The organism is Streptomyces sp. NPDC001709, assembly GCF_053596375.1.
Window position 1 is genome coordinate 111,194 of the sequence record NZ_JBSFGB010000025.1, and the last position, 7,839, is coordinate 119,032.

The window sequence follows — 7,839 nt, forward strand, 5'->3', positions numbered from 1 at the left end:
CTACGCGGCGGACTTCTTGGCGCCGGAGAACGCGGCGAACGCGGCGATGGCGAAGAAGACGAAGGTCAGCGGGTCGGCCTCTTCCTTCCACGCCTGCTGGACCACGTCGAAGTGCTGGAAGAACAGCTCGTTGAAGCCGACGTGCAGCTGGTCGGCGCCGATCATGGCCTCGCCCACCAGCTGGCCGAGGTACACCGCGCCGAGCGCGAGGATCGCGCTGACGACGGGAAGGACGGGGTTGCGGCCGCCCGCCTTGCCGGCCGCGAGACCGACGACGAAGCCGACGCCGACGGCCGCGTAGCCGATCTCGTGCTTGGTGGCGCCGATGACGACACCGTAGAGCGCGGCGGCGGCGACGGCGGCGACGACCGCGGCGACCACGCCGAGGACGACGTTGTTCCGGGCCGGCGCGGGCGCGGCCGGCGGGGCGAAGGCACCCGGCTGGCCGGCGAAGGCACCCGGCTGCGGCGGGTACGGCGCACCGGCCGGGGCCTGCTCGGCGTACGGGTTGCCGCCGGCCGGACCCGGCTGCGGCTGCTGCGGCGGTGGAGCTGACTGGCTCATGACAGAAATCCCCCCGATATGGAGCACTGCTGAAGGACGGAAACGGAAAACCCCCGCACACGCCTGTGCGGCGGGTCCGGGGGAGATTAACAGCCTGGGACGACAACGCTCCCGGCTGTTTTCCGTTCGTGACCGGGCTCAGAGCCGGTGGGCCGCGCCCGTCGGGGTCGCCCCGCGCGTGTCCAGCAGCAGCTGGGCCTTTACCGACAGCCCCTGCAGGTCGTACGTGCGGTGCTGCTGGAGCAGGATCGTCAGATCTGCGTCGGCGGCCGTCTCGTAGAGCGAGTCCGCGCGCGGGACCGGGCGGTCCAGCACGTTCCAGGAGGTCACGAGGGGGTCGTGATAGCTCACGTAGGCGCCCAGTTCCATCAGCCGGATCGCGATCTCCTGGGCCGGGGTGCCCTGCAGGTCGGCGAGGTCGGGCTTGTAGGTGACGCCGAGCAGCAGCACGCGTGCGCCGCGGGCGGACTTGCCGTGCTCGTTGAGGAGGGTGGCGGCGCGCTGGACGACGTAGCGCGGCATGCGGTGATTGACCTGCTGGGCCAGCTCCACCATCCGCAGGGTGCGGGTGGCATGCCCGGTCAGGTCCTGCGGAACGCCGTGCCCGCCGACGCCGGGCCCGGGGCGGAAGGGCTGGAAGCCGAAGGGCTTGGTCTCGGCGCACCGGATCACATCCCACAGGTCGACGCCCAGCTCATGGCAGAGCACGGCCATCTCGTTGACGAGCGCGATGTTGACGTGCCGGAAGTTGGTCTCCAGCAGCTGCACCGTCTCCGCCTCGCGCAGCCCACGCGCGCGTACCACCTTGTCGGTGAGCCGACCGTAGAAGGCGGCGGCCGACTCGGTGCAGGCGGGGGTGAGGCCGCCGATGACCTTGGGGGTGTTGGCGGGGGTGTGGTCGCGGTTGCCGGGGTCGACCCGGCTGGGCGAGTAGGCGAGGTGGAAGTCGCGGCCGGCGCGCAGCCCCGAGCCCTTCTCCAGCAGGGGCAGCAGGAAGTCCTCCGTCGCGCCGGGCAGCACCGGCGACTCCAGGATCACCGTGGTGTGCGGGCGCAGCCGCTCGGCCAGGGCGCGGGCGGCCGCCTCCACCTGGCCGAGGTCGAGCCCGCCGTCGGCGCCGCGCGGGGTCGGCGCGCAGATCACCGCGGTGCGGACCCGGCCGAGCTGGGCCAGGTCGGTGCCGGGCCGGAAGCCCGCCGCGTGCATCCGGCGCAGCTCCGCGGGGCTGAGGGAGCCGGCCTCGGGCCCTGTGGTGTAGCCGATGGTGGGGATGCCTGCGGCGACGGCGGCCTGGGCGAGCGGCAAGCCGTAGGGGCCGAGTCCGATGACGGCGAGGTCTGCGGGCATGCGTGGGCCGTCCTTCCCAGTAGCCGAAGCGGGACAGGTGCGCAACCGCTGACGACAGCTTGAGCGAGCGCCCTGTCAGACTAGGTACACATATGACTGTTATGTGTGATTGTGTTCGTGTGTCTTCCGAGGGTTGTGCGCGAGTTGTCCACAGGTTGGGAGGCCGTGGTGGCTGAAGTCGGGCAACCCGGTCAGAATTTGGGCATGAGGAGGGGATGAAACCGGGCTTCGCCCACCGGGTGCGGCCGACGCGAGCGAGTCTGCGACAGCGGGAGGCAGCGGTGAGGACAGCGACTCTGGGTCCGGCGCAGCGCGCCGAGGCACTGGCGGCGATGGCGGAGCGCGAGCTGGACGTCCTGGTGATCGGCGGCGGAGTCGTCGGCGCGGGCACCGCGCTGGACGCCGTCACGCGCGGCCTGTCCACCGGCCTGGTCGAGGCCCGCGACTGGGCGTCCGGCACCTCGAGCCGCTCCAGCAAGCTGATCCACGGCGGCCTGCGCTATCTGGAGATGCTCGACTTCGCGCTCGTCCGCGAGGCCCTCAAGGAGCGCGGACTGCTCCTGGAGCGGCTCGCCCCGCACCTCGTCAAGCCGGTGCCGTTCCTGTACCCGTTGCAGCACAAGGGCTGGGAGCGGCTGTACGCGGGCTCGGGCGTCGCGCTCTACGACGCGATGTCCATGGCCCGCGGCCACGGCCGGGGCCTGCCCCTGCACCGCCACCTGAGTCACCGTCACGCCCTGCGCGTCGCCCCCTGCCTGAAGAAGGACGCCCTGGTCGGCGCCCTGCAGTACTACGACGCCCAGATGGACGACGCCCGTTTCGTGGCCACGCTGGTGCGCACGGCGGTGTCGTACGGCGCGAAGGCGGCCAACCGCGCGCGCGTGACCGGGTTCCTGCGCGAGGGCGAGCGGGTGGTCGGCGCCCGGGTACAGGACGTGGAGGGCGGCGGGGAGTACGAGGTCCGCGCCAAGCAGATCGTCAACGCGACCGGCGTGTGGACCGACGACACGCAGGCCATGGTGGGGGAGCGCGGCCAGTTCCACGTCCGCGCCTCCAAGGGCATCCACCTGGTGGTGCCCAAGGACCGCATCCACTCCACCTCCGGCCTGATCCTGCGTACCGAGAAGTCCGTCCTGTTCGTCATCCCCTGGGGCCGGCACTGGATCATCGGCACCACCGACACCGACTGGGACCTCGACAAGGCCCACCCGGCCGCGTCCAGCGCCGACATCGACTACCTGCTGGAGCACGTCAACTCGGTGCTCGCGGTGCCGCTCGGCCGCGACGACGTACAGGGCGTGTACGCCGGTCTGCGCCCGCTGCTCGCCGGCGAGTCCGACGCCACCAGCAAGCTGTCCCGCGAGCACACGGTCGCCCATCCGGTGCCGGGACTCGTGGTCGTGGCGGGCGGCAAGTACACCACCTACCGGGTGATGGCGAAGGACGCGGTCGACGAGGCGGTGCACGGGCTGGACGTGCGGGTCGCCGACTGTGTGACGGAGGAGATCCCGCTGCTGGGCGCGGAGGGCTACCAGGCGCTGTGGAACGCGCGCGCCCGGATCGCCGCCCGCACCGGACTGCACGCCGCCCGCGTGGAACACCTGCTGAACCGGTACGGCTCCATGGCCGAGGAACTCCTGGACCTCGTCGCCGCCGACCCCGCCCTGGGCGAGCCGCTGCAGGCCGCCGACGACTATCTGCGCGCCGAGGTGGTGTACGCCGCCTCGCACGAGGGCGCCCGGCACCTGGACGACGTCCTCACCCGCCGCACCCGCATCTCCATCGAGACCTTCGACCGCGGCACCCGCAGCGCCCGTGAGGCGGCCGAGCTGATGGCGCCGGTCCTCGGCTGGGACAAGGGCCAGATCGAGCGCGAGGTGGAGCACTACGAGAAGCGGGTGGAGGCGGAGCGGGAGTCCCAGCGCCAGCCGGACGACCTGACGGCGGACGCGGCGAGGCTGGGGGCGCCGGACATCGTGCCGTTCACCTGAGGAGGCGCGGCTGAAGCCCGCCCGTGATCCGGGTGCCTCGGCAGCGGCCGAACGCCCGTCACCCCCGCCGAAAACAGGCGCATTTCGCTGAAACCGGTGCACCGGAGCCCGCCTGGGGCAAGGGGCCCCCTGGGCGTTGGCCACTTGTCGAGTGAGAGACAATGGAGGCTCTGTCAGGGCGGGTTGTATGAGGGGACGCATGTCGGAGGCGGAGCGGGCGGGTACATCTCGTCAGGAGACTCGTCAGGACAAGAGCGAGCGTCGTCTCCTCGCCGGGCGGTACCGGCTGGGAGACGTGCTGGGCCGGGGCGGCATGGGCACGGTCTGGCGCGCCGAGGACGAGACCCTGGGCCGGACGGTCGCCGTCAAGGAGCTGCGGTTCCCGTCGAACATCGACGAGGAGGAGAAGCGGCGCCTGATCACGCGCACCCTGCGCGAGGCCAAGGCGATCGCCCGGATCCGCAACAACAGCGCGGTGACGGTCTTCGACGTGGTCGACGAGGACGACCGGCCGTGGATCGTCATGGAGTTGGTGGAGGGCAAGTCCCTCGCCGAGGCCATCCGCGAGGACGGCGTGCTGGAGCCGAAGCGCGCCGCCGAGGTGGGCCTCGCCGTCCTCGACGTGCTGCGCTCCGCGCACCGCGAGGGCATCCTGCACCGGGACGTGAAGCCGTCCAACGTGCTCATCGCCGAGGACGGCCGGGTGGTGCTCACCGACTTCGGTATCGCACAGGTCGAGGGCGACCCCTCCATCACCTCCACCGGCATGCTCGTCGGCGCCCCGTCCTACATCTCCCCCGAGCGCGCCCGCGGCCACAAGCCGGGACCGGCGGCCGACCTGTGGTCGCTCGGCGGCCTGCTGTACGCGGCGGTCGAGGGCGTGCCGCCGTACGACAAGGGTTCGGCGATCGCCACGCTCACCGCGGTGATGACCGAGCCCCTGGAGGAGCCGAAGAACGCGGGTCCGCTCAGGGACGTCATCTACGGCCTGCTCACCAAGGACCCGGCCAAGAGGCTCGACGACGTCGGTGCCCGGGCCAAGCTCAACGCGGTGATCCACGCGCCCGAGCCGGAGCCGATGGACGCCACGCGGGTGGTTCCGCTGCCGCCGCAGCCCGGGACGTCCGAGGGCCGGCGGAGCGAGGAGGCCGGGGAGAAGCTGCGCGGCGCGCTGCGTTCGGTGCGCAAGGCGGCCGGGGCGGCCGCCGGGGCGGCCTCGGCGCGGACGAAGAACGCCGGCGACACGGCCGCGCCGGGCACGGGCGGAGCGACAGGCACGGGCGCGGCGAGGGGCACGGGCGCGGCGGCGGGCGCGGGCGGTGCCGCACCCGGCGGGGCACGCCCTGCCGCCCCGGGCGCGGGACGCCCCGGTACTCCGGGCGGGGCCCGGCCGGCCTCCTCCGGTGGAGCGCGGTCCGCATCCGCCGACGCGTCGGGCGCCGGCACCGCCGGGCGGCAGGCCGGTTCCGCCTCCGGTGCCGCCGGTGGGCCGAACTCCAGCGCGAACAAGCCGAGTTCGGGCTGGCCCGTGATGCCGCCGCCGGACCTGGACCTGCCGCCGCGGCCGGCGCCGAGGGCGCCGCTGACGGACGTGGTGCCCAGGCGCACGCTGGTGATCATCGCGGTGGTGGTCGTCCTCGCCGTGCTCGGTGTCATCCTGGCCCTCGCCCTGAGCGGCGACGACGGCAAGGACGGCAAGAGCAGCGGGGCCAAGGCGGCGGCGAGCGCCGGCGCGTCCACCAAGCGGGACAAGGGCGACAAGGGCACCGGCAGCGGGACGCTGGCGGACGGGACGAGCCCGTCGCCGGCCGGTTCCGGGCCGGGCAGCGCGGTCGACGCGAGCGCGTCCACCGGCGCCGGCTCGTCGGACAAGTCCGGCGCCAAGAACGGCGGGAGCGCGCCGGTGGTGTCGACCCGCAAGGGCGGCCAGGGGTACTCGATCGGGTTGCCCAAGGGATGGTCGTACACATCCACCGATGACGCGGGCGACCGCTACACCGGTCCGGACGGGCAGAAACTGCTCATCGGCTGGACCGGCAGCCCGAAGGACGACCCGGTGGCGGACTGGAGGAACCAGGAGGGCGGCATGGAGCGCTCCCAGTACCACCGGATCCGCATCGAGAAGGTGGACTACCGCGGCTGGAACACCGCCGACTGGGAGTTCACCTACGTCGACGGCGCCGAGTACCGCGTCATCGACCGCGGATTCGTGGTCAACGGCCATCTCGGTTACGGACTGATGTACACCGCGAAGGCCGCGAACTGGGACAGCGAGCTGCGCAAGGACACTTGGAAGACGCTCACCACGTCCTTCGAGCCCAAGTCATAGACGACGGGCGCCGGTTTGGGCCGTGAGAATCCGTCATCCACTCAATGCGGGTTACCTCCGGCACGTATCGTGAATGGTTGCGGACCGTACGCAGCCGGAAGTGTGTGCGAAACGGGTCGCGAGGCGAACGGATGTGACCAACCGGGCGGCCGGGGGAGGCAACGTGGACGACTACGCGGGTCGGGTGCTCGCCGACCGCTACCGCCTGCCGTTGCCGCCCTCCGACGAGTACGAACTCACCGAGACCCGCGCCTTCGACACCTACAGCGGCCAGGAAGTACTCGTCCGGCAGGTGCCGTTGCCGGAGGTCGTCGAGGCCGAGGTGCTCGACGCGGAGGGGCTGCCCGAGGGGTTCACCGCGCGGCAGCGCGGGACCCGGCGGACGCCGGACACCCGGACCGCCACCCGGCGGCCCGCCGACCCGGCCGTGCGGCGTGCCGTCGAGGCCGTCCAGGCGGCGGCCCGCATCCCCGACCATCCGCGCCTCGACCAGGTCTTCGACGTGTTCGCCGAGGGTGGTTCGCTGTGGATCGTCAGCGAGCTGGTGGCCGCCCGCCCGCTGGCCGCGCTCCTCGCCGAGCAGCCGCTGTCGCCGTACCGGGCGGCCGAGGTCGCCTCCGACGTGCTCATGGCGCTCCGGGTGCTGCACGCGCACGGCTGGGTGCACCGCAACATCACCGCCCGCACGGTGCTGGTCTGCGACGACGGCCGTGTGATGCTGACCGGCCTGGCCGTCGGCGCCGCGGAGGAGGCATTGAGCGGCTACGACCCGGTGCCGGCCCAGGACGGCACGGAAGAGGGATCCCCGGGCGCGGCCGCGGTGACCGGGGGAGTGGGGACAGAGGGCATCGGCTCCGGTTCGGGTGGTGTGGCCGGCGGGGCGGCCGGAGCGGGCGGGGCTTCGTCCGCGGACGCCGATCCCGAGGCCGCGCGCCGGGCCGCGATCCAGGCGCGGGCGGCCGGAGGGCTGCCGGTGCCGGGGGCGAACGGGGTCTCCGGCGGGACCGCGGTGTCCGGCCCGGCGGGACAACGGCCGCAGGAGAACGGCGCGGACATCCGTGCCGCCCGCGCGGGAGCCATCGCCGCGTACCGGGCGGGCGCCCGAGCCGCCGCCCGGGTGCAGGAGGCCCGGCAGGACGGACGCGCCGCCCTGCCCGGCGCCCGGCAGCCCGTCGAGGGCGGCACCGGTGCCGAGCGGGCCGACGGCACGGGCACGTCGTCGTACCCCGGCGGGCCGGGCGGCACCACGCCGCCCGGCCGGATCGCCGACCCCTACGGAGTGCAGGGCGCACCGTGGCACGGCGCCGCACCGCGCCCCGGTTCCCCCAGCACCTCCCCGGCCCTGAGCGGCGGCCCCCAGCGTCCCGGCCTCCCCGCTGCGAACTCCCGCCCCGGACACCCGTCCGTCCCCGGCCAGCCCCCCTCCCCGGACCTCGATCCCACCACCCACGGCACCGACCTGCCGCCGAACGGCACCGGCTCCGCCGGTCAGGGCTCGGCCCCGCCCCCCTTCGGCACCGGCTCCGCCGGTCAGGGCTCGGCCCCGCCCCCCTTCGGCACCGGCTCCGCCGGTCAGGGCTCGGCCCCGCCCCCCTTCGGCACCGGCTC

At 73.6% G+C, this 7,839-nt stretch carries 5 protein-coding genes; 3 read left to right on the forward strand and 2 right to left on the reverse strand.

The genetic code is table 11. The features are described from left to right. Positions 1-564 (reverse strand): hypothetical protein, encoded by a 564-nt coding sequence (locus ACWC0C_RS31545; RefSeq protein ID WP_450867446.1) that lies wholly within the window; start codon positions 562-564, stop codon positions 1-3. Between the two features lie 138 nt (positions 565-702). Then, entirely contained in the window at positions 703-1,911 is a 1,209-nt protein-coding gene (locus tag ACWC0C_RS31550; protein WP_449198832.1) for a nucleotide sugar dehydrogenase, read from the reverse strand. Positions 1,912-2,192: 281 nt separating this feature from the next. Between ACWC0C_RS31550 and ACWC0C_RS31555 the strand changes: the two genes are divergently transcribed. The 3 genes from ACWC0C_RS31555 to ACWC0C_RS31565 all read left to right on the forward strand — a co-directional run. Continuing rightward, positions 2,193-3,902 carry a glycerol-3-phosphate dehydrogenase/oxidase gene (locus tag ACWC0C_RS31555; RefSeq protein WP_450867448.1) on the forward strand — a complete coding sequence of 570 codons (1,710 nt, stop codon included), beginning with the start codon at positions 2,193-2,195 and terminating at the stop codon, positions 3,900-3,902. A gap of 199 nt (positions 3,903-4,101) precedes the next feature. Continuing rightward, positions 4,102-6,231, forward strand: coding sequence for a serine/threonine-protein kinase (locus ACWC0C_RS31560; protein ID WP_450867450.1), 2,130 nt, complete (start codon positions 4,102-4,104; stop codon positions 6,229-6,231). A gap of 163 nt (positions 6,232-6,394) precedes the next feature. Further along, a partial coding sequence (locus ACWC0C_RS31565) for a protein kinase (protein WP_450867452.1) occupies positions 6,395-7,839 on the forward strand: 1,445 nt, incomplete at its 3' end.